Source organism: Priestia megaterium NBRC 15308 = ATCC 14581, assembly GCF_000832985.1.
GTDB lineage: Bacteria > Bacillota > Bacilli > Bacillales > Bacillaceae_H > Priestia > Priestia megaterium.
The window spans coordinates 1,628,609-1,650,533 of record NZ_CP009920.1; the positions used below are offsets into that span (position 1 = coordinate 1,628,609).

22 protein-coding genes are annotated in these 21,925 nt (G+C 38.3%); 5 read left to right on the plus strand and 17 right to left on the minus strand.

The annotated features are described in order from the left end of the window. Nucleotides 1-58: 58 nt before the first annotated feature. Entirely contained in the window at nt 59-3,409 is a 3,351-nt protein-coding gene (gene dnaE, locus BG04_RS08950; RefSeq protein ID WP_034648651.1) for a DNA polymerase III subunit alpha, read from the minus strand. Nucleotides 3,410-3,550: 141 nt separating this feature from the next. Here dnaE and ytrH point away from each other — a divergent pair, with 141 nt between their 5' ends. Beyond that, nucleotides 3,551-3,886: a sporulation membrane protein YtrH gene (gene ytrH, locus BG04_RS08955; protein WP_013059455.1), complete on the plus strand. Its 336-nt coding sequence runs from the start codon at nt 3,551-3,553 to the stop codon at nt 3,884-3,886. Further along, complete coding sequence (gene ytrI, locus BG04_RS08960; RefSeq protein WP_016765717.1) at nt 3,883-4,401, plus strand: sporulation membrane protein YtrI; 519 nt, start codon at nt 3,883-3,885, stop codon at nt 4,399-4,401. Before ytrH ends, ytrI begins: the two co-directional genes overlap by 4 nt. Nucleotides 4,402-4,439: 38 nt before the next feature. On the opposite strand, the gene BG04_RS08965 is transcribed toward ytrI, so the two are convergent. After that, nucleotides 4,440-5,378 (minus strand): DHH family phosphoesterase, encoded by a 939-nt coding sequence (locus tag BG04_RS08965; protein WP_034648647.1) that lies wholly within the window; start codon nt 5,376-5,378, stop codon nt 4,440-4,442. Nucleotides 5,379-5,629: 251 nt separating this feature from the next. Between BG04_RS08965 and BG04_RS08970 the strand changes: the two genes are divergently transcribed. Beyond that, nucleotides 5,630-5,926: a YtpI family protein gene (locus tag BG04_RS08970; protein WP_013085203.1), complete on the plus strand. Its 297-nt coding sequence runs from the start codon at nt 5,630-5,632 to the stop codon at nt 5,924-5,926. A 26-nt stretch (nt 5,927-5,952) separates the two neighbouring features. Here BG04_RS08970 and BG04_RS08975 read toward each other — a convergent pair whose 3' ends face one another. The 7 genes from BG04_RS08975 to BG04_RS09000 all read right to left on the minus strand — a co-directional run bounded on the left by BG04_RS08975 (nt 5,953) and on the right by BG04_RS09000 (nt 12,923). Continuing rightward, nucleotides 5,953-7,269, minus strand: a complete 1,317-nt coding sequence (locus BG04_RS08975) for a CBS domain-containing protein (RefSeq protein WP_013059459.1) — start codon at nt 7,267-7,269, stop codon at nt 5,953-5,955. Between the two features lie 81 nt (nt 7,270-7,350). Beyond that, complete coding sequence (locus BG04_RS08980) at nt 7,351-7,587, minus strand: hypothetical protein (protein ID WP_013085204.1); 237 nt, start codon at nt 7,585-7,587, stop codon at nt 7,351-7,353. A gap of 347 nt (nt 7,588-7,934) precedes the next feature. Then, entirely contained in the window at nt 7,935-8,612 is a 678-nt protein-coding gene (locus tag BG04_RS08985) for a metal-dependent hydrolase (protein ID WP_034654962.1), read from the minus strand. 113 nt (nt 8,613-8,725) lie between these two features. Then, entirely contained in the window at nt 8,726-9,847 is a 1,122-nt protein-coding gene (gene ald / locus BG04_RS08990) for an alanine dehydrogenase (protein WP_016765722.1), read from the minus strand. 150 nt (nt 9,848-9,997) lie between these two features. Then, nucleotides 9,998-10,165, minus strand: coding sequence for a hypothetical protein (locus BG04_RS30945; RefSeq protein ID WP_165573745.1), 168 nt, complete (start codon nt 10,163-10,165; stop codon nt 9,998-10,000). A gap of 164 nt (nt 10,166-10,329) precedes the next feature. Then, nucleotides 10,330-11,718 (minus strand): argininosuccinate lyase, encoded by a 1,389-nt coding sequence (gene argH / locus BG04_RS08995; protein WP_013059464.1) that lies wholly within the window; start codon nt 11,716-11,718, stop codon nt 10,330-10,332. Then, on the minus strand, nt 11,715-12,923 hold the full coding sequence (locus BG04_RS09000) for an argininosuccinate synthase (RefSeq protein ID WP_013059465.1): 1,209 nt from the start codon (nt 12,921-12,923) through the stop codon (nt 11,715-11,717). Before BG04_RS09000 ends, argH begins: the two co-directional genes overlap by 4 nt. 314 nt (nt 12,924-13,237) lie before the next feature. On the opposite strand from BG04_RS09000, the gene BG04_RS09005 reads away from it, so the two are divergent. Then, nucleotides 13,238-13,552, plus strand: a complete 315-nt coding sequence (locus BG04_RS09005) for a hypothetical protein (protein WP_034648645.1) — start codon at nt 13,238-13,240, stop codon at nt 13,550-13,552. Nucleotides 13,553-13,577: 25 nt separating this feature from the next. Here BG04_RS09005 and BG04_RS09010 read toward each other — a convergent pair whose 3' ends face one another. From BG04_RS09010 to sppA, 8 genes are all read right to left on the minus strand, one after another. After that, nucleotides 13,578-14,423, minus strand: coding sequence for an EcsC family protein (locus tag BG04_RS09010; protein ID WP_234943467.1), 846 nt, complete (start codon nt 14,421-14,423; stop codon nt 13,578-13,580). A 228-nt stretch (nt 14,424-14,651) separates the two neighbouring features. Continuing rightward, nucleotides 14,652-15,842, minus strand: a complete 1,191-nt coding sequence (locus BG04_RS09015; RefSeq protein WP_013059468.1) for an acetate kinase — start codon at nt 15,840-15,842, stop codon at nt 14,652-14,654. Nucleotides 15,843-16,038: 196 nt separating this feature from the next. After that, nucleotides 16,039-17,031, minus strand: a complete 993-nt coding sequence (locus BG04_RS09020; RefSeq protein ID WP_013085210.1) for a class I SAM-dependent methyltransferase — start codon at nt 17,029-17,031, stop codon at nt 16,039-16,041. 147 nt (nt 17,032-17,178) lie between these two features. After that, nucleotides 17,179-17,673, minus strand: coding sequence for a thiol peroxidase (tpx, locus tag BG04_RS09025; protein WP_013059470.1), 495 nt, complete (start codon nt 17,671-17,673; stop codon nt 17,179-17,181). Between the two features lie 177 nt (nt 17,674-17,850). Continuing rightward, nucleotides 17,851-18,318, minus strand: coding sequence for a GerW family sporulation protein (gene ytfJ, locus BG04_RS09030; protein WP_016765725.1), 468 nt, complete (start codon nt 18,316-18,318; stop codon nt 17,851-17,853). 13 nt (nt 18,319-18,331) lie between these two features. After that, complete coding sequence (locus tag BG04_RS09035; protein ID WP_034648640.1) at nt 18,332-19,030, minus strand: DUF2953 domain-containing protein; 699 nt, start codon at nt 19,028-19,030, stop codon at nt 18,332-18,334. Between the two features lie 404 nt (nt 19,031-19,434). Then, complete coding sequence (locus BG04_RS09040) at nt 19,435-19,938, minus strand: RDD family protein (protein ID WP_016765727.1); 504 nt, start codon at nt 19,936-19,938, stop codon at nt 19,435-19,437. Between the two features lie 10 nt (nt 19,939-19,948). Continuing rightward, entirely contained in the window at nt 19,949-20,959 is a 1,011-nt protein-coding gene (gene sppA / locus BG04_RS09045; protein ID WP_034648639.1) for a signal peptide peptidase SppA, read from the minus strand. A gap of 149 nt (nt 20,960-21,108) precedes the next feature. Between sppA and BG04_RS09050 the strand changes: the two genes are divergently transcribed. Then, nucleotides 21,109-21,909: an NAD kinase gene (locus BG04_RS09050; RefSeq protein ID WP_013059475.1), complete on the plus strand. Its 801-nt coding sequence runs from the start codon at nt 21,109-21,111 to the stop codon at nt 21,907-21,909. Nucleotides 21,910-21,925 lie beyond the last annotated feature (16 nt).

The window sequence follows — 21,925 nt, forward strand, 5'->3', positions numbered from 1 at the left end:
TGGTCAGACCACTTTTTTAACTATTTTACCATATAACATCACATGAAATCTGTAAAGACTATATCTTCTTGAACACAACGTGCTTCTCTCCTAGCATTGCTTTTAAAGTTTTTATTAACTCGTCGCTTCGTTCAATAGAATAGTGAACGGGAAGCTTGACCAATTGACTTTCTGCCTCATAATAAATTTTCACGGGAATTTTCCCTCTATGAGACTGAAAGTGCTGGTAAATAGTATGAAGCAGCTTTTCTGTACCTTGCTTTGTTTCTATACGTAAGTATAATTCTTCTGACGGTAGTTTTTGAACCGCCTCGCTAGCAGCTTCAGCACGTTGACAAACAATTTGCTGCTGCCCATTTCTTTCATCTATCTTTCCCTGTATCAGTAAAACCGTACCTTGTTCAAACAGCAGACGATTCTGCTCAAATACGCGGGGAAACGCAACAACTTCTCCTTCTCCACTTTCATCCGTGATGCGTAAAAAGGCCATTTGCTCTCCTTTTTTCGTTCGAATGACGCGAATTTCCAACACAAATGCTAAAAGAGAGACCGCTTTTCCTGAAGCGTATTCTTTCATATCGTGAAGAGAAACAACAGAATAAAAGGAATTCAGTGCTTCATACTGAGAAGCAGGGTGGCTTGATAAATAAAAACCTAGCATATCTTTTTCATACTGAAGCCGATCTTCTATTTTCAGTTCCTCTTTTTCCATATATTTAGGTTTTAACGAAAATTCATCTCCAAATCCAAAGTCATCATCTGGGAGTACCAAGCTTGCATGTTCAAACGCTACATCAATCGTTGCTAATAAAGTAGCTCGATTTTCTCCGAACTCATCAAAGCCTCCAGATAGAATCAAAGCTTCAAGCCCCTTTTTATTCACGGCTTTTTGTGAAACACGGGCACAAAAATCAAATAAGTCTTCAAATCTTTTTTTCTTTCGCTCTTCTGTTATTTCCTGCATAGCTGCTGCACCAATATGTTTAATCGCTGCAAGGCTATACCTTATACTTTCACCTTCTACGTTAAACGAATACATGCTCTTGTTAATAGAAGGTGGGAGAACTTGTATTTTTTTTCTTTTTAGTTCATTAATATATTGAGCAATTTTCCCTTCATTTCCAATAACGCTCGTTAGTAAAGCTGAAAAGAACTGCAGCGGGTAATGTGCTTTCAAATAAGCTAACTGATAGGCTACCATACTGTAAGCAACAGCATGACTTCGGTTGAAGCCATAATCAGCAAAACGCACAATAAGGTCATACACTCGATTAGCAACGGATAGGTCATACCCTTTCTTCTTGCTTCCTTGGATAAAATGAGCTCGTTCACGATCCAGCACTGCCCGTTCTTTTTTACTAACTGCTCTTCTCAACAAATCTGCTTCTCCAAGAGAAAAACCGGCCATTTTTGAAGCAATCTGCATAATTTGCTCTTGGTACACGATAACGCCGTGCGTGGATTGTAAAATGTCTTTGAGCGTAGGATGATCATATATTACCTTCTCCACTCCATGCTTGCGCTTAATATAGGTTGGAATATTTTCCATCGGACCAGGTCTATACAGCGCGTTAACTGCTACAATATCTTCTAGCTCTGTAGGTTTTAATTGCTGAAGCACTCTTCTCATTCCATCTGACTCTAGCTGAAAAATACCGGTCGTATCCCCTTTGCTCAGCAGTTCAAAAGTTTTCTGATCGTTAAATGGTATATGAGACAGTGACAGCTTTCGATTCATATCCCGCTCAATTTTCTTTAAAATATGATCTAAAATGGTTAAGTTGCGCAAACCTAAAAAGTCCATTTTCAAAAGCCCAACGTCTTGCAGAGCTTCCATTGGATATTGAGTCAGATATACATCGTCATGTCCTTCCTGTACAGCTACAGATTGCGTCAGCGGCTTCTCACTAATCACAACGCCTGCTGCATGCGTAGAAGTATGCCTTGGCAGTCCTTCTATCTTCATGGCAATGTTGTACCATTGTTTTCTGGCTTCATTTTCAGATAAATAGTCTTGAAGAACTCTTGAATCACGAAGAGCGCTTTTCAACGTTGTACCTGGTTTAGTTGGAATGGCTTTGGACATTTTGTTTAGCGCTTCTTGATCAAATCCCATCACTCTCCCTACATCACGTACGGCTGCTTTAGCTGCTAGTGTTCCAAATGTAATGATTTGAGCTACATGCAGCCCTCCATATTTTTGCGCCACATACTGAATGACTTGATCTCGTTTGTTATCAGGAAAATCAATATCAATATCAGGCATCGAAATACGTTCAGGATTTAAAAAGCGCTCAAATAAAAGCTGATGCTGAATTGGATCAACATTTGTAATTCGCAAGGCGTATGAGACCAGTGAGCCTGCCGCTGAACCTCGGCCTGGACCCGTTAAAATACCGTGTTCATGAGCATAATTCATAAAATCCCATACGATAAGAAAGTAATCACTAAAGCGCATATTTTCAATAATGTTTAGCTCATAATCCAAGCGTTCCTCATATTGTTCCGTGATCACTTGAACTCTTTCTTGCAATCCTTTTTCGCAGAGAGTGCGCAAGTAGGTTGATGATGTAACAGACGGGGGAACAGGATATTTTGGAATGGACATTACGCCTAGAGAAATTTCGAGCTCGCATCGTCTTGCGATTTTTATACTTTCTTCTATTAAAAAATGCTGGTCATGAAAGAGATCTTCCATTTCATCAGGTGATTTGAAATAGTACTCGCTGCTCTTACTTTTTACCTCTTCATCGCTATGTAATTTCTCTCCGTCTCGAATAGCTGCTAAACACTCATACGCATCCCGATCTTCTTTTTTTAAATATTTCACTTGATTCGTCGCAACAAGCGGAATATTTTCTTCAGCGGCAAGTTCCGTTAACTGCTGATTTATAAAAGCTTCATCCTGTCCGTGGCGCTGTATAGATATATACAAAGACTGCGAATATACTTTTTTAAAGAATTGAAGCACTCGCTTAGCATCTTGAAGTTTGTTTTCTGCTAGCAGGGTTTCAACTTCTCCAGTTACACCGGGTGTAATAGCAATCACCCCTCCGCTGTAATGATGGAGCCATTTTTTATTTACACCGTGTTTTTCCTTGGTTTGAACTAAACTGCTTAGTTTTAATAGATTTTCATATCCCTTATCATTTTCCGCTAACAAAACTAAAGGGTACGCTCGCTCGCTTTCTTCATGTTCTAGGATTGATAATGTGAGCCCAATAATTGGCTTGATCCCCGCTTTCACGCAGGCTTTATAAAAAGGAATGACTCCGTACATCACGTTTTCATCAGTCAAAGCAATCGCTTCATAGTTCATTTTCTTAGCTGTTTCTACAAGTTCATTAATACGAACGGAACTGCTTAATAAGCTATAAGAACTTTGAAGCTGCAAGTGAACAAAAGGCACAGGACTTCCCACCTTTCTTTAATTCTTTATTCTTATTATAAATTTTGTTGCCGGCGTAGACAAATTACATAACTCTGAGCGTTTGTCCATATATATGTAGGAAGCGTGATTCATTGATAAAATAGTAAAGGAGGACACGTCATGACAAAAGAGCCTTTTATGTCTCTTTTCATTTGGAGTTACTTCACTTCATTAGGTATTATTTTAGGCGGTTCATTAATTGGAGCATTTGCGGGGTTTTTAATTGGCAAATCTCCTTTATACGTCATGCATACCCTCAGCAATAGTTTGAAAATCTGGGCAATTGTCGGAGCAATTGGAGGAACATTTGATACGTTTTACAGCTTTGAGCGAGGACTCTTTGAAGGGGCCACAAAAGATGTATTCAAACAAATCCTTTTAATTCTATCCGCTATGGGAGGAGCTCAGACCGGGGCTCTTATCATCAAGTGGTTAACTCAGGAGCATTTTGTATGAGGGTACCCAGCGAGCGAATGTTCAAGCGCTCCGACTGGCAGCGTTTTTTTGCCGGCATAGTCATTGGAGCAATTGTTAGCTGGGGGGTGTTTTTAACGATTTATGGCGTTTCAAGAGATAGAGAGCTAGAAGAAATTCGAATTGCTAATGATAAGCTAGAAAAAGCAAATTTGCAAATTAGCGCATGGCAAGAAGATGTAAAAGCATTAAACAAGGAAATGAAGCAGCATTTAATTATTCAGAATGTGAAAGTAAAATTAGTAAACGGCAATCGTTATAAAGTAAACTCTGTGGTTGAATACAATATTCAAAAAAGCGTGGACAAAGAAGCACAGCACTTAATTGCCCAAGATATTGAAAGTGCATATCGAAGCAGGGATATCTTAAAAAAAGCAATTGAAAATAAAAAATACGAATTCGATAAAACGATTTATGAAGTTGAAGTTCATCAAATTTATTTTTATACAACGCTTTCGATTGAAGTTCGAATTAAAAAGATGGAAAAAGTACTATAATAAGCCGCTGATTTAAAATCAACGGCTTATTTTACAGATTACTCCTGACTGCAGAGCTCTTCTAAATCAAGTAGTAAAGGCTCTACTTCTTCCCATGAATAAATGGAAGCGCCGGACGCAAGAGGATGGCCTCCTCCGTTGTATTTTCTAGCAATTGTATTAATGACAAGCTCTTTTGAACGAAGGCGAACACGAATTTGATTTTCTTCTTCCACAAAAAACACCCACGTTTTTACTCCATCAATTTGCCCTAACGAACCGACTAGCTGAGAGGCATCAGCTGGTGTCACATCATATTTTCGAAGAATTTCATTCGGAATTTTCATATGAGCCACTCCTGCTGGAGACATCGTAAAGTTTTGCAGCACATATCCGTGTAAGTGAGCGACGTTTTCTTTTGTTTTGTATAACTGATCATATACATCTTTAAAATCGAAACCATATTGAATCAATTCACTTGCATAGCAAAACGTTTTCGGCTTTGTATTTGGAAATAAAAATCGACCCGTATCTCCAACGATACCGCTGAAGATCAGCTTTGCTCCTTCATCATTCAGAGATAATCCCTTTTCCTTTCCTTCCAAGTAAAATTCATAAATCATTTCGCTTGTTGAAGAAGCAGACGTCTCAACCCAAAGCAAATCACCGTAAGGAGTTTGGTTTGGATGGTGATCAATTTTAATGACCATTTTCCCATTTACGTAGCGCTGATCTGATACTCGTGCTTCATTAGCCGTATCACAAACGATGACAAGCGCATCCTCGTAGGTGTCATCAGCGATGTCATCCATCCGGTATAAAAATTTTAATGACTCCGCTTCTTCTCCCGTTACGTATACCTTCTTCTCTGGAAAAGATGTTTTTAACAATTCCGCTAATCCGCACTGAGATCCGTATGCATCTGGATCTGGACGAATGTGCCGGTGAATAATGATGGTGTCAAACTGCTTAATAGCTTCTAATATTTTTGCTTTCATTTTCTCTCTCCTGTCAATACTGTTCTTGTTTTATGTACGTACCGCATGCACTTACATTTCCGCAGCGCTGTATCCATATTATTTATTAAATCATATCTCTTCTCTTTTTTGAAAGAAGAATCAATCAATAGTAGAATTTTCTGTCATCTGCCTGTAAAATAATAGATACTACTGTAAACACTTTCAACACTACGCATTACTAACATCTAGAAACATTATGGATAGAAATACACCGGACTGGAGGGGCGTCTGTGCCATTTTTTATGATTTTAATCGTTGTGTCCTTTGTTTTCTACATGTATTTAAAAGTAAAATACGTACGTTCGAAACGCCCAATGGAACGAAAGTGGATTTCCGCTAAGTCGAGTATTTGTCTTGGCTCTTTTGTATTATTTTTTGGAATCAATCAATGGTTTATTTACGAAACAAGCCTTTCGCTTATCATCGGCATACTATTTGTATTATTCGGTTCAGGCAGCATATTAGCAGGTATCAAAGCTTACAAGTACTATCAGCCTTATGCAATAAAAGAAGCTGGTCAAATGTAAAAGAAGCTGCAAAGCAGCTTCTTTTTTTATACTCTTTCCAATAACTGAGCCATCATCATCGCTTTCCCTACTACAACCCCGGCATTGTAGACTTCTACATCTAATTTAGCAAACTTCCGACCAAGTTCTAATAGCTTAGGGCGAATTTCAATTACGCTTTCAATTTGAACTGGCTTAATAAAATAAACGGTGATGTTTTCAATAACCAAATCACCTTTTTTATATAAGCGAAGAACACGATTGGCGGCTTCCGTTACAATAGTAGTGAAAACTCCGTATGAAATAGTCCCCATATAATTCGTCATTTGCGGCGTTACTTCACAGCGATACACCGGTGCTTCTTTTGTCTCTTGCACGTCCATAAATTGATTGGTTACAATGTCGTCAATAGTTTCTCCTACCTGCGGTTGACGCTGAATCATTTGCAGCGCCTTTAAAACATCTTGACGGCTGATAATGCCCTCTAGCCGGTGGTAATCATCCACTACAGGCAGCACTTCAATCCCTTCCCATACCATCATATGCGCAGAAGAAGCGACCGATGTTTTCCCGTGAACCGTCATCGGATTTTTCGTCATTACTTTTTCAATTGAAGTAGAAAGGTCATATCCAATAACATCTTTTGAGGTGACCATACCGTGAACTTTCATATGCTGATCCACTACAGGAAAACGACTGTGGTGAGTCTTATCGTTACATTCATGCCATTTTTCAATCGTATCGGTTAACTGCAAGCTAACCGCTTCAGAGATAGGTGTTAAAATATCCTCTACAAGCACAATTTCTTTTTTTATCAGCTGATCATAAATAGCACGATTAATCATCGTTGCAACTGTAAACGTATCATAGCTCGTTGAAATAATAGGAAGCTTAAGATCATCCGCAAGCTTCTTAACCCATTCTTCCGTATCAAAGCCGCCCGTAATTAACACGGCTGCTCCTGCTTCAAGAGCTAATTCATGAGCGTTTACTCGATTCCCTACGATAAGAAGGTTTCCGGCCTCGGTATATCTCATCATAGCATCAAGCTTCATCGCTCCAATAACAAACTTGTTTAACGTTTTATGCAAACCTTCACGTCCGCCCAGCACTTGTCCATCCACGATGTTTACTACTTCAGCAAACGTGAGCTTTTCAATGTTTTCTTTCTTCTTTCGTTCAATTCGAATGGTCCCAACTCGTTCAATCGTTGAAACATATCCTTTATTTTCCGCGTCTTTTATTGCTCGGTACGCCGTGCCTTCACTGACATTCAGTTCTTTGGCAATTTGGCGCACTGAAATTTTTTCACCAATTGGAAGCGAATCGATATACTGTAAAATTTGCTCATGTTTTGTCGCCACGTGTACTTCACCCTTCTAAAACGTTTTTACGTTTCATATGTCTTTTCTTTTATTATACGGGGGAAGTGAAATGGATTCAATCTAACCTCTTTGACGCAAAGGCTTTCTCGCACTATTTTTTTGAATACCTGCCTTCTTGCGGCGCGGTGCATAAAGCAGTGATGACAAATTGCCTCCGGCTACAAAAAGAGCAAAGGTAAGCCAGCTTATGCTAAAAACCCCTTGCAAACTCGAAGTTGTTAACACTAAGTGCGGCATTGCATAGTAAAGCATCACTCCGCATAATAAAAGCGATAAAATAACTCGATTTTTTTCCATAGCTCTCCCTCCTTATTATTACTATCGTATGCAGGGAAGTAAAAAAAGCAGAACGTTTCTTTACAAATAAAAAGAGATTAAGACATAACTGCATCGATTCAATCTAAAGACGAACAAATGTGAGGCATGAGCTGAACCGCTTGTGACACCGCAGTTGATTTGCGTGCAAGAACTTCGCTTTCCGCGGGAGTCTTCGTCTTGCCCTCCAATCAACAGCTAGAAGCCGCTACATATATGAAACTTACGTTCACCTTAACAATAAAAAAAGAACGAGTAATCGATATTATCGATTACTCGTTCTTTTTTAACTTTATCTGAAATCGTTTTGTCCCCGCCTTTATTTATGATTAAAGATCCAATCCTTCTCCAACTTTTAATACTTTTCCTTCAATACCAGATAAAGACTCAACAAATTGATGAGGATCTTGCTTAATTACAGGAAATGTATTGTAGTGAATTGGCACAACAAGCTTTGCCTGCACCCATTCCGCTGCGATAGCCGCATCTTCAGGTCCCATTGTAAAGTTATCTCCAATTGGAAGAAATGCTACGTCAGGCTCATGGCGACCAATTAACTTTAAATCAGAAAATAAAGCCGTATCTCCAGCATGATAAATTGTCTTTCCTTCAATAGTTAAAAGCAAACCAGCCGGCATTCCTGTATAAATAATTTTCTCATTATTTTCTGTATAACTTGAACCGTGGAAAGCTTGTGTCAATTTTACCGTACCAAAATCAAATGTATAGGCTCCTCCTATGCTCATTGGATGTACGTTTAAGCCTTGCCAGCTAAGATATGTAGCTAATTCTGCTACTGCCACAACAAGTGCACCGCTGCGCTTAGCAATTTCCACCGTGTCGCCTACATGATCATTATGGCCATGAGTCAGTAAAATCACATCTACTTTTACATCTTCAGCATTTAAATCTGTTAATTCATTTCCAGTGATAAACGGGTCAATTAAAATTGTTTTTCCTTTTGTTTCAATTTTAACAACAGAATGTCCATGATAAGAAACGTGCATCATATATTCTCTCCTTTTACACTAACCTTTTCTATATTCTACCCGTCTGTTTTGGTTACAAAACAAGTGAATACGCGGCTATCATATCACAAACTGCGCAAAAACATGCCTTATTATGCTTGCTCTAATAAAGTTGTTGCATCAGCGTAAGTGAGACCGTGTGCATCTGCAACAGCCGCGTAAGTGACAAACCCATTTAAGGTGTTGATGCCTTGAAGAAGGGAAGGGTTTTTTAAGCACGCTTTTTTATATCCCTGATTTGCTATTTGCAGAGCATAAGGAACCGTTACGTTGGTCAGCGCTAAGGTCGACGTACGTGGAACAGCTCCAGGCATATTAGCAACAGCATAATGCAAGACCTCATGCTTCGAATAAGTCGGGTTATCGTGAGTGGTAATGCGATCAGTTGTTTCAAAAATCCCCCCTTGATCAATAGCAATATCAACTACAACGGACCCTTTTGACATCGTTTGAACCATTTCCTCGGTGACAAGCTTGGGCGCTTTAGCTCCTGGTATGAGAACCGCTCCTATCACTAAATCTGACTCTTTTACAGATTGTGCAATATTGTAGTGATTTGACATTAATGTCGTCACTTCTTTACCAAATAAATCATCAAGCTGGCGAAGGCGATCAGCGTTTAAATCAATTATTGTAACATCAGCCCCTAATCCGACCGCAATTTTAGCAGCGTTGGTTCCTGCTACTCCTCCTCCAATAATTGTTACTTTTCCTCTTTGCACGCCTGGAACTCCACTTAATAAAATCCCTTTGCCACCTTTGGTTTTCTCCAAAAATTGAGCTCCAATCTGAGAAGACATTCTTCCTGCAACTTCGCTCATCGGAGTTAACAGAGGCAAGCTTTTGTTTGGAAGCTGTACAGTTTCATAAGCGATGCCTATCACCTTTTTATCAATCAATGCTTTCGTTAATGCTTCTTCAGCTGCCAAATGTAAATAGGTAAACAAAATAAGTCCTTCACGAAAATATCCGTATTCTTCTGAAATCGGTTCTTTTACTTTCATAACCATTTCAGCATCCCATGCTTCTTTTGCAGTATTTACGATAGAAGCTCCTGCATTTGTGTAATCTTCATCATGGAATCCAGAGCCTTCTCCTGCCTGTGTTTCAATATATACATCATGCCCACCGTTAACTAAAGCTGTAACACCAGCTGGAGTAATAGCCACGCGATTTTCATTGTTTTTTACTTCTTTCGGCACTCCAATTTTCACCTTTATCCCTCTTTTCTTATATCAGTGATTAACTAAAAAAAGAACGCCACACCAAATCCTTTAGAAAACCGGATTTACTATGACGTTACCTTTCGATAGAGCTCAGCATAATCCTGCTTTTCTTAGTCTATATACAGTATATGCATCTAGTTATTCATATAGTTCGTTATCACTCTTTGCTTCTGGATTTTCCACTACAGAAGCCATAGCATCGCCAATGACGCCGCTTGAATAAGAATCCATTAGCTGTCTTGATGTCTCTTTTTCTCCTTCAAAATCATATTCATATACATGCTGCGGATGTTTTTTGTCTTTCATATGTCACTTCTCCTTTTTCACTTTATTTTCTTTACGAATGTAAACTTTACTTCATAATCCCTTACTTGATCTTTTCTATTTTCTTCTTAAATGCTCTAGTTATACCATTTATCTCACATCAAAAAACGCCCGCAGATTTTTCTGCGGACGTTTTGATAACTTTTTTATATCGATGTTTTTTCATGCAATTCATCTTTAGCTAGCTGAATTGCTTTTTTTACTTGTTCAAATCCTGTTCCTCCCGCGCTATTGCGGCGATTAACAGCTGTTTTTGGACTTAATACATGATAGATGTCTTCCTCGAATAAATCTGACGCTTCCTTATATTGTTCAAGCGGCAAATCCATTAGGTAGATATTTTTCTGAATACAAACGAGAACCAGTTTCCCAACCACTTCATGTGCTTCACGAAACGGCATACCTTTTGAAGCAAGATAGTCAGCTAACTCCGTTGCATTTGAAAAATCTTGTTTCGTAGCTTTTTCCATAACATTTGTTTTTACTGTCATTGTTTCGATCATGCCAGCAAAAATGGTCAAACATCCTTCAATCGTTGTAACCGTATCGAACATGCCTTCTTTATCTTCTTGCAAGTCTTTGTTGTATGTTAAAGGCGTGCCTTTTAACACAGTCAATAGGCTAAATAAATGACCATATACTCGTCCTGTTTTACCACGAATTAACTCCGCCATATCAGGATTTTTCTTTTGAGGCATAATACTGCTGCCCGTTGCGTACGTATCATCCATTTCAATAAATTGAAATTCTTGACTAGACCATAAAATTAACTCTTCACAAAAACGAGATAAATGCATCATTAAAATAGAACTGTTGCTTAAAAACTCTAAAATAAAGTCACGATCGCTGACAGCATCCATACTGTTTTGATAAATCCCATTAAAGCCTAGAAGCTCAGCGCTATAGTGACGATCAATTGGGAATGTTGTACCAGCTAAAGCTCCTGCTCCCAAAGGAGATAAATCAATACGCTTCAGCGATTCTGCATAACGTTCAGCATCGCGCTTGAACATTGAAACATAAGCCATTAAATGATGAGCAAAAGAAACCGGCTGCGCGCGCTGCAAATGTGTGTAGCCTGGAAAAATGGTTTCAACATGCTGATCTGCTTTTGTAAGCAATACATCTTCTAGATTTTCAATCAGACCTACAATTTGCTGAACATGCTTTTTTAAATATAAGTGCATATCTGTAGCAACTTGATCATTACGGCTTCGACCCGTATGAAGCTTCCCTCCAACCGGACCAATTTCATCAATTAATAACTTTTCTAAATTCAAATGAATATCTTCATATTGAGCAGAAAATGTTAATTCTTTCTTCTTAGCTTTTTCAAGCAGTGTTTGAAGGCCTTTTTTAATTTGTGACGCTTCATCTCCAGAAAGAATACTGCATTTCTCAAGCATTGTTACATGTGCTAAACTGCCTTCAATATCTTCTTCTACAAGATGCTGATCAAATGAAATCGACGCACCGAACTCGTCAATCCATTGTTCAGGGCGTTTCGTAAAACGCCCTCCCCAAAGTTTGGTCATACCGTTGTCACCTTCTTTTGATTTACCATGCTGCTCACTTGTGTTGGAAGTCCCCATAATGAGATGAAACCAACTGCTGCATTGTGATCAAATTCATCTTCTTTTGTATATGTTGCAAGTTTTTCATTGTATAAAGAATTAGGAGATTTACGTCCCTCTACGATAGCATGCCCTTTAAATAGTTTTACTCTCACTGTTCCGTTCACATATTGCTGTGTATCTTTTAAGAATGCAAGCAGTGAATTTGTTAATGGAGAGAACCATAAACCTTCATAGATAACTTCTGTTAATTTTTTTTCAATCACTGGTTTAAAGTGCGCTACTTCTTTCACTAATGTTAAATCTTCAAGCTCTTTGTGTGCTTTAATTAATGTCATAGCAGCTGGACACTCATACACTTCACGTGATTTAATTCCCACAAGACGGTTTTCTACATGATCAATACGTCCGACTCCGTGCTTACCTGCAATTTCATTCAATTCTAGAATTAACTGAGCTAGCGTGTAAGATTGACCATTTAATGATACTGGAACACCTTCAACGAATTCAATTTCTACTACATCCGCTGTGTCCGGAGTGTTTTCAAGAGAAGCCGTTAGGTCATATGCTTCTTCAGGTGGAGCTGCCCAAGGATCTTCAAGAACGCCACACTCGTTACTTCTTCCCCACAAGTTTTGGTCAATTGAAAATGGGCTGTCTAAGTTAATTGGAATTGGAATATTCTTTTCTTTTGCATACTCGATTTCTTCTTCACGAGACCATTTCCAATCACGAACAGGAGCTAAAACTTCTAAGTGTGGATTTAATGCTTTAATTGATACTTCGAAACGCACTTGGTCATTTCCTTTTCCCGTACATCCATGTGCGACAGCTACTGCATTTTCTTGCTCTGCTACTTCTACAAGCTTTTTAGCGATTAGCGGTCTAGATAGTGCAGATACTAATGGATATTTTCCTTCATATAATGTGTGTGCTTGAAGTGCTGCTAACGCAAATGTATTGGCATATTCTTCTTTTGCATCAATCACATATGATGATACTGCTCCAACTGTTAATGCTTTTTCTTTAACGAATTTTAAATCTTTTCCTTCGCCTACATCTAAACAGCAAGCTACCACATCGTACCCTTTTTCCTGTAACCATTTAATTGCAACTGATGTATCTAAACCTCCGGAATATGCTAAAACAACTTTTGGATTACTCATTATCTATTCCTCCTACAAATTATATATATATTAATACAACCGTTTTAATTTTTATTCATTTAATCTACTATTACTTTAACAACTTTTTAATCTATTTTCAATAGTTATTCAAAAAAAAGTATATAAATTCACATTTATTTTAATTTAATAGGGTAAAATCTCTTAAAATACTGTAAAAATAGACATGAATGAATATGCCTTTCTTACATACTGTGTATATTTATATGCATAAATCAAGTATAAATGATTCATTTTTCACTTACAGTAGCTTTGGCTTTTGTCATTGTATAAAATGGAAGGGAAGAGGTGAAAAAATGGAGCACTTTTTTACTTATGACAACAGACTCGGTATAAAAATTCCTGCTCTCGAAAGAGAATGGACATTCTATTCTGAAAAAGTTCAGCAGGATATCCTCCTAACATGGGAATCCATTCGGGGGCAGATTCCAGACAAAATTCAATCTTTAGAAAAGAGTATTAATCAAAAACAAGCGGCGTTAGAAGATGAGACTAATTTTATCCGCTCCTGTGAATTAAATAGCGAGATAGGAGAACTTGCTTCTATTATTAATGATTTGTGGATTTGGTATCGAACAAATGAGGAAATATCAAAAGAAGTTCACGGATAGACAAAAAAACGAGTCTCATGAAAAATTAATGAGACTCGTTTTTCTTATCCAGCAAATAGCGGTATTGGTAAAAGCGCTTCGCATAATCTGTCACTTGTTTGGCCATTCGATAATTCATCCCTCCGCCAACCATCATACTCACAATTGGCAAACGATTATAAACTTTTCGCTTCGCAGCAAATATAGCTAGCGTTTTCCCAATTTGTACAACGATTTTTTGCAGCCACGTTTTATCTACAATTTGATCAACACCTTCATAAAAATACGGGTCAAATTCTTGGCTTAACTCACCCTTTAATTGATGCCACCCCTCAGCCTGAAGGTGTCTAGGTAACGTTGCTGCATGGAACACTTTTAGCGTTAGCATAAGCTCTGAAGGAGTCTGGATATGATAGCCGTAGCTCATTGCTGCCTGTTGCACCGCTTGAATATTCATGCATAAAACAGCAGGTATATCAATACCGACTAGCAGCGATTGTCCCGTTCCTGAAAGTGCTCCTTGACTCAGCGCATACAACCGAAGCTTGGCCATTTGCTGTTCGCATATATAAGAAAGCTGATCTACTTGAAGGGAATTCATTTCTGACAGCTCTGTGATATCCTCTTTGAATACACGAGCGGTTTCAATAATTCGTTTTGTCGCTTGAGTTTGCATTTCCGTACCTTGAATTAATGCGGTTAACTGAAAGAGTCCTTCATCAATTTTATGTAAATAGGTCTCACGAACAGAAGCTGGAATTAAGTTAAGCCCTTTTTCTAACCACTCTTCGTACAATAACTCCATCTCAGTTGCTTCTACACTCTGTAAGCTCTCTTCCCATTTATAGATTTCTTCTAAAAGCTGTTCTTCGCGATTCGTTAGTATCATCATGTCACCCTTTCAAGAAATAAGTAGTTTTATTTTTATTATAACAAATAATGCATCCGTTACATTTTGCTTCCTATATTATTTCTTTCTTCTATACGTTGTAAACCTTCTTTCAATCGTCAGCTACTTACGCTATATAAAAAAGCTGATTTCCTAACAAGGAAATCAGCTTTTCGTTAGTTCGCCTGACAATTTATGAGAATTCATGCATTGAAGAGGCACTTTATGAACTTAAATATTCGCTAAACGAGTAACGTCACGTGCAATCATAACTTCTTCGTCTGTAGGAATAACCATAACTTTAACTGGAGAATGAGGGTAGCTAATAAATGCTTCTTCTCCTTGTACACTATTTAAAGCTGGATCCCAATAAACGCCCATGAACTCTAAACCGCGAAGAACGCGAGCACGTACAACATCACTGTTTTCTCCAATACCTGCTGTGAAGATGATTGCATCTACACCAGACATACGAGCAGCATAAGAACCGATATATTTATGAATACGGCTAGCAAATACTTCAAGTGCTGTTTCAGCGCGTTCATTGCCTTCAGCGCTTGCTTTGATTAGATCGCGTAGGTCACTAGAAATACCAGATACACCTAAAAGACCACTTTCTTTATTTAATACATTTAATACTTCGTCAGCAGTTTTTCCTGTTTTCTCCATAATAAATGGAATTAATGCAGGGTCAATGTTACCTGAACGAGTTCCCATTGCTACACCAGCTAATGGCGTGAAGCCCATTGATGTATCAATTGACTTGCCGCCTTCAATTGCAGCGATACTTGCACCGTTACCTAAGTGACAAGAAATTAAGCGCAATTGTTCGATCGGACGGCCAAGAAGCTCAGCTGCACGCTCAGAAACATATTTATGAGATGTGCCGTGGAAACCGTATTTACGAACGCCATACTTTTCATAGTACTCGTACGGTAAGCTGTACAAGAATGATTTTTCTGGCATTGTTTGATGGAATGCTGTATCGAAAACTGCTACAGCTGGAACATTTGGAAGAATATCTTGGAACGCTTTAATTCCCACAATGTTTGCTGGGTTGTGAAGCGGTGCTAAATCAGATAAAGCTTCAATTTCCGCTAGTGTTTCATCTGTGATTAAAACAGAATCAGCAAATTTCTCTCCGCCGTGTACTACACGGTGACCTACACCAGTGATTTCATCGTATGATTGAATGATGTTTTGAGAAAGTAACTTTTCAACTAAAATTTTAACTGCAACAGCATGGTCAGGGATTTCTGTAATATCCGTTTGTTTTTCACCATTTACCGAGATCGTGAAAACAGCGTTATCTAAACCAATTCGTTCTACTAAACCTTTTGTTAATACCGTCTCACTTGGCATTTCAAATAATTGAAACTTAAGTGAAGAACTGCCGGCGTTGATTGCCATGATTTTTGACATAAAAAAACAGCTCCTTCTTTATTATACGTGCATCATAAACATAACGAACAGAACATAAAAGTGTAATCTCTACAATATTCTATGCATTTCGACACGATTTCTATCCTTATTCATTTAATCATTCACGACAATAGATTTCAAGAGCTATACACCATGAAAACGCTACCGGAAAATATTCATTATTTTCGAAAAAGACTTACTTTTTATTCACTCGGAACCATTGGTCCATTTGAGCCATAATATCACTCATTGCTTCCCGATTACTGAACTTCGGCAAATTCACAAGCAGCGCGTTCTCAGGTGCTGTTACTCCTTCTCCCTGCTTTTGAAGAACCATAATACTTTTAGCAGCCTGCTCTTGTTTGAACATTGAAAGTGGCAGCTGAATAATCCCTTGCACGATTGCTTCCTCTTTTAGCAACGGCTGTAATAAATGAGACTGTTCAGATTCAAACAAGTTATTTGGAATAAGGGCTACTACGTATCCTCCATCTTTTACATGACGCAAGCTTTGTTCAATAAATAAGTGATGAGCATAGGTGTGACCTTCTTCAGCTCTTACCTTATACTCTTTTACCCCTTCGTCGTTTGGATAATAACCAACCGGAAGGTCACAGACAACTAAATCAACAGGATCAATAAAAAGCGGCTGTAAGCTGTCTTGATTGAATAATTGAACGCCGTGCTTCTGTAAATTTGCATTTACATATGTTAATTGAAGTAATAAATCATCCACGTCTACACCGTATACGTGTTCAATTGACGCAGCGTGTGTGTTTAAAATGGTTGTTAATAAGTTCCCTGCTCCTACTGCGGGATCTAAAAGCGTATATTTATCTTTTCCTGCCATGAACTTTCCAACTAGATAGCTGACAAATAGTCCTACAGCATCAGGCGTCATTTGGTGGTTAGGCTGAACTGCTTCTTTCATGCCTTTTAAAATAGCTAGCTGATACGCTTTTCGAATCGTTTCTTTTTCAAAATGATCAAGCGTGATTGAATCGTATTCTTTTTTTAAACGTTTTTTAGTTACCTCATCTAGCTCTTCTTGTAAAATAGTTCCTTGAAACAAATTTTCTCCCGTTTCAGCTACTGCTTCTAAATATACGCAGTTTAGTTCTTTTCTTAAAATAATAGCTGTTTGATCAATTACACCAAATAGCTTTTCCATACTAGCTAACTGACTCATATTCTGCCTCCTGTGTAATGAAATAATATCTATATAAATGAGTAAACGTCCTATTTGGAACATCATATTTTATCATAAAAACTTCTTAAAACACAAAGAAGGCGAAAAACATTGTTTTCCGCCTTCTGCCGAACGCCACTGACAATCTTACTTAGCTGTTTTAGCTGCTTCGATTGCCGCTTCGTAGTTCGGATGCTCAGTTACTTCTGGTAAGTACTCAACATACGTTACGTTGTCATTTGAGTCTACTACAAAGATTGAACGAGCTAATAAGCGTAATTCTTGAATAGCTACACCATATGCTTCTCCGAAAGATAAGTCGCGGTGGTCAGATAAAGTTTGAACATTATCAATGCCATTAGCACCGCACCAGCGCTTTTGAGCAAAAGGTAAATCTACGCTTACTGTTAATACTTTTACGTTATCTAATTTAGCTGCTTCTTCGTTGAAGCGGCGAGTTTGCGCATCACAAACTCCAGTATCAATAGAAGGAACTACACTGATTAGGCGAACAGAACCCTTTGTGCTGTCAAGCGTTACTTCTGATAAATCATTTGCTAAAACCGTAAAGTTTGGCGCCTTGTCTCCAACCTTCACTTGATTTCCTAATAATGTTACATCGTTACCTTTAAATTTAGTCACGAATAATTCCTCCTTTAAATAAGTATGTACACTGTTCATATTAGCTTGTCTGTCTCTATATTGCAATTAAATGACATACAAAACATGGAGCTGTATCCTAAAAAATAAGCGCAATAAAAAAAGACTTTGCCTGCTTCTTTTACGATTTAAAGAAGCAGGCAAAGCTTTATATTATTTCTACAAATTAAAATCATTTGAACTGTCATGATGCTGATTTTGTTGATTGTGCTGATCCTGCTGATGATTGTTCCGCTTGAACATTTGCTGCACGCGTTCAATTGCTTGAGGTGCTGTATCTAGAATCTTTTCATATAAATGTGTACTTTCGTTAAGGTGAAGCATTTTAATTCCGCTTCCACTCACAATTAAAAAGGCGATGGGCGTAATTGATACACCGCCACCGCTTCCTCCGCCAAACGGATGACTTGATTCTTGCTGATGCTGTCCTGGAGAAGATGGTGCATGTCCTTCTACTCCAAACTCGCTTCCGCCCGCTGCAAAACCAAACCCTACTTTTGAGACAGTTAAAATAACACTGCCATCAGGTGTTTCTACAGGATCACCAATGATTGTATTAACATCAATCATTTCCTTTAAATTTTCCATAGCTGTCGACATTAAACTTTTAATTGGATGTTCTGCCATTAAGATAACCTCCTTATGTTTTCACAGAGTGTGTCTTGTTCTTATTTGACGACTTCCATCTTTTGCGACGCTTTTTGGACGTATGCCGCCAGTATCTCAAGGTCCGTAAACCTACTAGAATAGCTTGACCAACTCGAAAAGAAATTATGCACTCAAATACCGTTTCTGACCAAAGATGTTGAAATACAGGAGTAACGCTCATGACAGGCATATCTTTTAATTTCATATAACGGCTGATTATAACAACTATGCCCCCCTTTGCAGACCACACAGCCCCGGTAAGGATGCCTGTTAACGCAGCGTCACCTAAGCCGAAACGGCTGTGCCATCTAATATCACTTACCGTCACTTTCTGTAAGAAACGACGAAAAATTTTATGAAAACCGACTACCTGTTCAAGGAATTGCTTCGCATTTTCTAACATGCTTAGCCCGTCTTCTACAGAATAATCACTCCATGAATTCTCGTCTTCTTTTCCTTGATCACCCATTCCTTTCTTCTTTTCCACAAGCAAACGAGGAGAATCTTTTTTCACTTTCACTACCGGAATTTCATATGTATAGCGAATAAGACCAAACCAAGCCCTGAGTCTCACTCTATAATAATCGTTATCTCGGACATGGTGAAGATCTACAAACAGCGTGATTTTTGTCCATATAATAAGTATAATAACAATTAAAAGTGCTAGCAATATCCATAAAAGCCATAGCACATCCTTCACTCCTTCTTAGCTTCACATTATCTCCAAAACACAGAATATTAAACCTTATGGAAACAATAAAAAGAAGTTGAGATATAACGAAATGAATCCAATCTCAGGACGAACAAATGGGATACATGAGCTGAACCGCTTGTGACACAGCAGTTGATTTCCGTGCAAAACTTCGCTTTCCGCGGACGGGCGCTGAGCCTCCTCGTCGCATACACTCCTGTGGGGCCTCACCTGCTCCGCTTTTCCTGCAGGAGTCTTCGCCTTGCCCTCCACTCAGCAGCTAGAAGAATCTAAACTAATAAAACCTGCGTTTACCATAAAAAAAACGAACCACTAATCAAAAGTCTTGATCAATGGTTCGTTTTTCACTTCGTCTAAAATCCTTTTATTCTAGCCTCTTTTGATTATCTGCTGATTGTACCTTCATGTATGACAGTTGTATCTGCGTAGTAATCGTGTGCTCCTTGCTTCTTAGGTAAAAACGCAACTAATAAATAGCCAAGTAAAAAAACTGTTTTAGAAATATAGCGTCCAACTCCTTCACGAAACAGCACAACAGGCCAAGTTAAAGTGGAGTCTTTCAGCGATACTACTTTAAGCCCAAACACCATCTTTCCAAGCGTTTGTCCAAAATACTTGGTCATTAAAACAAAATAACCATAAAAGATAATAACCGTTACAATCGTATAGGGAGAAAAAAATCCATCTCCTCGAGAAATACCTGCTAAATGGAAAATAGGCTTGATCAGCAGAGAGTTCAAGCTAGCTACCACAGCTAGATCTAAAAGATATGCCCAAAAGCGCATCCAAAAGCCTGCATAATGGAAGTCACTACCTATTGGCGTACTTACCGCTGGCTCATGTTTTATATTGTCGTTTGATTCGGTTGAATGAGACTGATTTTCCATGTTCCCACCTCTATTCTGCATATAAATACATCAGACGCGGAGAGCTTGGCTGCGCAAATGTTTTTAACATTGCAGTAACTTGTTCATCTCCACCTATTACTTTTTGCATGCTCATTGAAAGCCAAGAAGGCAGTCCGAATCCTTGATTGTATTGAATTACTTGTGCACCTTTTAACTTATAATCTTTCTCCATTCCTGTTACCGCATCTTCAAAATAGCCTAGTTGATCGACCAGCTTCAGCTCTTTAGCCTGACGTCCATCGTACACTCGTCCATCTGCGAGAGAACGCACTTTTTCTTTAGACAAGTGACGTCCCTCAGAGATAACATTGACAAAACCATCGTACGAGTTGTCTACAAGTGTTTGCATAATTTCTTTTTCTTCTCCGGTCATTTCTCTTGTTGGAGACATAATATCTTTATGAGCTCCGCTTTTAATCACGACAGATTCTACTCCTAGTTTATCAGCCAGCTTGCCGTAGTTAACGCTTTGCATAATTACACCTAGTGAACCTGTTAAAGTGTCCGGGATTGCATAGATTTTGTTAGCCGCTGTTGAAATGTAATAGCCTCCTGAAGCAGCCATTGATCCCATTGAAATATACACTGGCTTTTTCGTTTCTTTCTTCAGCTCTTCAATTTTTTTATGTATTTCAGCACTTTCAACGACGCCGCCGCCCGGTGAATTCACCTTAATAATGACTCCTTTAACTGTCTTATCATTTTTTGCAGCCTCTAGCTGCTTTAAAAATGCTTGGTGGTTATAACCATTTTGGGACATAAGCGGAGAGGAACCGCTTCCTGTATCTTGAATCGTTCCATTGACCTCTAGCACTGCAATTTTCTTAGCTGCATTCCCTTTTTCAATAACTGTTTCTGATAGTTCGCTGTCGTCTCCTCCAAAGATGCCTGCCAGACCGTCATCTTTTTCTTCTTTGACTGAAAAACCAATATTAACAATCGCAGAAAAAATGAATAAGCAGGCCGCAATTAAAAGAGCAATCCACCTTTTTTTACTCATGAAAATCCTCCTTTTTAGGTGTCAGAATTAAAAGATTATTCTTTTAATTCTTAAAGCAATAATGCTATAATTATTGTAACAAACTTTTTTTAAAAAGTTTACTTTATCGCTAATATTTTACATATCAGACAAACAAGGGGGAACTATCTATGCCAAATCGTCGCAACGTTTATTTCTTTCATCCAAAAAACCAGGAAACAAAGGCGCTCGTAAGTCCACTTATTGAACTTGCAAAACAATATGACTTTCAAGTAGTAGATCATTTCGACAGCGCTAACATCATTGTAAGTATTGGCGGTGACGGAGCTTTCTTACAGGCTGTCCGTCAATCTGGCTTTCGAGATGACTGCTTATATGCTGGTGTCACAACTTCAGATCAACTAAGCTTTTACTGCGATTTTCATATCGATGAAACGGATAAAATGATTGAAGCTATTACGACAGAAAATATAGAAGTACGTCGATTTCCCGTTTTACAAACTCAAATTGATCAAGGAACTTCTTTTTATTGCTTAAATGAATGTTCGATTCGATCAGGAGTTATAAAAACACTCAGTCTAGATGTTTTTATTAATGAAAATCACTTTGAAACATTCCGTGGGGATGGGATGATTATTTCAACACCAACAGGCAGTACGGCTTATAATAAATCGGTAAGTGGAGCCGTAGTTGATCCGTTAATTCCTTGTATGCAAGTCAGCGAATTGGCATCGTTAAATAATAATAACTATCGTACATTAGGATCTTCATTCATTCTAAGCGCTGAGCATACGCTCACTTTAAAACTATCCAATGACAACAATCACAGTCCAATTATTGGAATAGATAACGAAGCATTAAATGCACGTCAAGTTGATCAAGTTCAAATTCGTTTAAGCGACCGTCAAATTAAAACGGTTAAGCTGAAAGATAACTCTTTCTGGCAAAGAGTTAAGCGTACGTTTCTATAATAAAAAGCGCCCTTGG

Coding starts and splice junctions, on each gene's coding strand:
- ytrH (WP_013059455.1), top strand. CDS start 3,551: ATGACAAAAGAGCCTTTTATGTCTCTTTTCATTTGGAGTTACTTCACT.
- ytrI (WP_016765717.1), top strand. CDS start 3,883: ATGAGGGTACCCAGCGAGCGAATGTTCAAGCGCTCCGACTGGCAGCGT.
- BG04_RS08965 (WP_034648647.1), bottom strand. CDS start 5,378: ATGAAAGCAAAAATATTAGAAGCTATTAAGCAGTTTGACACCATCATT.
- BG04_RS08980 (WP_013085204.1), bottom strand. CDS start 7,587: ATGGAAAAAAATCGAGTTATTTTATCGCTTTTATTATGCGGAGTGATG.
- BG04_RS08985 (WP_034654962.1), bottom strand. CDS start 8,612: ATGCACGTTTCTTATCATGGACATTCTGTTGTTAAAATTGAAACAAAA.
- BG04_RS30945 (WP_165573745.1), bottom strand. CDS start 10,165: ATGAAAGACAAAAAACATCCGCAGCATGTATATGAATATGATTTTGAA.
- argH (WP_013059464.1), bottom strand. CDS start 11,718: ATGACCAAACTTTGGGGAGGGCGTTTTACGAAACGCCCTGAACAATGG.
- BG04_RS09000 (WP_013059465.1), bottom strand. CDS start 12,923: ATGAGTAATCCAAAAGTTGTTTTAGCATATTCCGGAGGTTTAGATACA.
- BG04_RS09005 (WP_034648645.1), top strand. CDS start 13,238: ATGGAGCACTTTTTTACTTATGACAACAGACTCGGTATAAAAATTCCT.
- BG04_RS09010 (WP_234943467.1), bottom strand. CDS start 14,423: ATGATGATACTAACGAATCGCGAAGAACAGCTTTTAGAAGAAATCTAT.
- BG04_RS09015 (WP_013059468.1), bottom strand. CDS start 15,842: ATGTCAAAAATCATGGCAATCAACGCCGGCAGTTCTTCACTTAAGTTT.
- BG04_RS09020 (WP_013085210.1), bottom strand. CDS start 17,031: ATGAGTCAGTTAGCTAGTATGGAAAAGCTATTTGGTGTAATTGATCAA.
- ytfJ (WP_016765725.1), bottom strand. CDS start 18,318: ATGGCAGAACATCCAATTAAAAGTTTAATGTCGACAGCTATGGAAAAT.
- BG04_RS09040 (WP_016765727.1), bottom strand. CDS start 19,938: ATGGAAAATCAGTCTCATTCAACCGAATCAAACGACAATATAAAACAT.
- sppA (WP_034648639.1), bottom strand. CDS start 20,959: ATGAGTAAAAAAAGGTGGATTGCTCTTTTAATTGCGGCCTGCTTATTC.
- BG04_RS09050 (WP_013059475.1), top strand. CDS start 21,109: ATGCCAAATCGTCGCAACGTTTATTTCTTTCATCCAAAAAACCAGGAA.